The following is a 2,809-nucleotide window of genomic DNA, read 5'->3' on the forward strand; positions in this document are numbered from 1 at the left end:
AGGGAATCATTCACTGTAATCAGATCATTCTTCTTCCATGCACAGTTGAAGGGCATGAAGATTTTTTAAGGTCAGCTGGACCTAATTTGACAATTTATTGCAGGGAAAGGATCTCTTATGACTATCTGAAAAAAATAAATCATAAGATCAATGTGTTTATGAGTGAGGATATGGCCTTACGATATGAACATAATGCTTTTACTAAAGCCAATTCAAAAAAGGTATTAAAGGTGTTCCGGGAAGGTGTAGAAGGAATTGGCAGAAAGCCATGCAATGATATATCCGTAACATTGAACAATTCGGACTGGTGGAGAAGTGCAAACTGTAAAAGTGTGGTTGATTCTTTTTTCAATTACATCAACGAGTACCAGGAAGTACATACAAACCGGCTTCATGTTGCCATTGCAGCATCTTTATTAGACAAAGAAGTTACTTTTTATGAAGGTAGTTATTATAAAAATAAAGCAGTGTATGAATTTAGTTTATCAAACAACCCAAAAATTAAAATAGAAAATGGATATAAAAAAAGCTATAGCTCAACTGTTTGCTGATATAATTGGTTATGTATCAGTGGCTGCAACAGCCACTACCCACATTAGTTTTTTAGGTGAATTTCGTGATGGAAATATTACAGCTCATGATCTTTATGTTCTTTTTGGGTTAGTGTGGTTATTTTTTAAAGTGATTAAAGAATATAAAGAGTTATTTATTAAGGATAATTCTAAACCCGTTAATGAAGAGAAATCTATGGAATCGACTTCACAAAAAGAACAAAAACATTGAAGTAGATCAAAAATATTAAAATGGAAAAGTATCACTTTTCTAGTACTATTCGTCTGATTAAAATTGCTTTATGAATAAAAGATTTAGAGTGTATGAAGTAATTTATTCACAATAAAGTAATCCAGTAATGGCGATATTAGATAGCCTGGCTGAGGTATTTGGAGCGAAAAGGAAAACTCCAAAACTAACAATGATCCCTACAGTAAAAATGGGGGAGCAGAAAAATAAAGCGGCACTTTCAATTGAGAAAGATAATGCTGCCGCAACAGCAAAACAGCAGAAAATTGCACAGGAAAAAGCGAAGAATGTTCAAGAACTTGAGAAAGTGAAAGCAGAACTTCATAAGCTTATGAATGAGCAAAACAAAAACAAGATTGTTGATTATAAGCAGCAAAAAGAGCTTCAAAATATTAAACAGAAGCACGATAAGACAGTCGCTTATGCTAAACGTAAAGGTATAGCCAATAAGTCTTTGCAAAATCAACTGTCCTATTATAAAAGGAAATTTGCACAACTGACAAAGCAACTCAATGAGAGAAAGTCGTACTCAAAGGGTTATCAGAAAGCACTGTCAGCATGGAAGTCGAAATATACATCACTCATCAAAAAGCATCATAAGCTTTCTAAGATGAGTAGTTCCAGAACAGCAAACGCCTACAAGAATAAGTACAATAGGGCTTATAATGAGTTGAAGGCTATTCGTTCAAAGTACAATAAGGCAAAAAAGCTGGCTTATAAGTATAAATCTTCATTGTCCAATTCAGGAAAGGACAAGAAAAGAATTGCAAGACAGGCAAAGAAATACTTAAAGACTGCCAAGGTTTACAAGAAGAAGTATGTACGTGTCTATGGTGCTTTGAAAAAGGAAAAACGTAGAAACGCTACTATGCGTAAGCGTTACAAAAATACTTCAAAGTACAGAAAGTTTGCGTATAGCTACAAACGTAAGTACGGAGGTGCAAAACGTTCTTATAAAGGAGCAAGACGTAAATATGGTCGTTTATACAAGAGGTACAAAGGAGCGAGAGCGTATGCGAAACGATATGCAAGACTAGCTAGAGTCAACCGTAAAAACAAAGCACTTGCAAAGAAGTATAGAGCTTTGGCATCAAGGTATAGAAAGGCATCTGTGAAATTCAAGAGAGGGTATTCAAAACACCGTTCAAGAGCCAACCGCATGAGGAAAATTGCAAAGCGTTACCGTAAACGTGCGAGGTACAGCAGAAGTAAAAGAAGAATTAGAAGCAGAAGAGGTGTTTTCAACCGTAGAAGAAGAACTTCTAGGCGAAGATCTTCAAGTTCAAGAAAGCGAGCTTTAAGGAAGAAATACTACGATAAATTGAAAAGAATTAAGAGCCCTTTTGCCCGACGAATTTTTCTGACGAGTTCTAAAATTCGTAGAAAATACGGACTAAAGCCTTACAAGAGTAGAAGAAGGATAGGTAGAAGCAGAGGTGTTTTCAGCCATTTTAAACGCTTCAGAAGAAACCTTCCTCACAATAGAGTAAAAAGGTTTTTTAAAAGATTATTCTAAACAATCCCACCGCTTTAATTTGATAAAGCGGTGGGGTGACAAACACCTAACACACAATAATGGATTCAACAACTATTGCTAGAGCATTGGTAGCAAACTTTGATAAGTTTGATATACTCTTAAAAGAAAAAGGAAAAAAAGAGGATGAGGCGGTTGTCCTTATCGAAAACCATGAAGTGACTTCATTTGATGATGTATATAATCAGATTGAAGATTCAAAGCATTTGTTAGAGGATGATAATGAGATTTCTATTGTTCCTATCAAAATGCAAGGGAAGTCACCAAGAAGGAAGCCTGAGTATAGATTTACCAAGTCGTCTGAAAATCATTCTCCCCAGGCATCTGTTGGTTTTGGAAACCTGACACCTCCGGCAGAGATGCAAGATCTAATGGTAAGGCATCTTCAGAGTGTGAACATGAAGCTTGACAATGAGTTGATCACTATCACTCGTCAGAGGGATGATTATAAAAAGGAAGTGGATGATCTGACCA

The 2,809-nt window shown here is 35.7% G+C and carries 4 protein-coding genes; all 4 read left to right on the forward strand.

The annotated features are described in order from the left end of the window. Positions 1-551, forward strand: a 551-nt coding sequence (locus AVL50_RS33430) for a polysaccharide pyruvyl transferase family protein (protein WP_216639093.1), incomplete at its 5' end; no start/stop codon positions are given. After that, positions 514-783, forward strand: coding sequence for a hypothetical protein (locus AVL50_RS27395; protein ID WP_062620417.1), 270 nt, complete (start codon positions 514-516; stop codon positions 781-783). The genes AVL50_RS33430 and AVL50_RS27395, both read left to right, overlap by 38 nt. Before the next feature lie 127 nt (positions 784-910). Then, positions 911-2,317 carry a hypothetical protein gene (locus AVL50_RS27400; RefSeq protein ID WP_062620418.1) on the forward strand — a complete coding sequence of 469 codons (1,407 nt, stop codon included), beginning with the start codon at positions 911-913 and terminating at the stop codon, positions 2,315-2,317. 59 nt (positions 2,318-2,376) lie between these two features. Beyond that, positions 2,377-2,809, forward strand: a 433-nt coding sequence (locus AVL50_RS27405; RefSeq protein WP_157491608.1) for a hypothetical protein, incomplete at its 3' end; no start/stop codon positions are given.

Source organism: Flammeovirga sp. SJP92 (assembly GCF_001583495.1).
In the GTDB taxonomy this organism is placed as follows: domain Bacteria; phylum Bacteroidota; class Bacteroidia; order Cytophagales; family Flammeovirgaceae; genus Flammeovirga.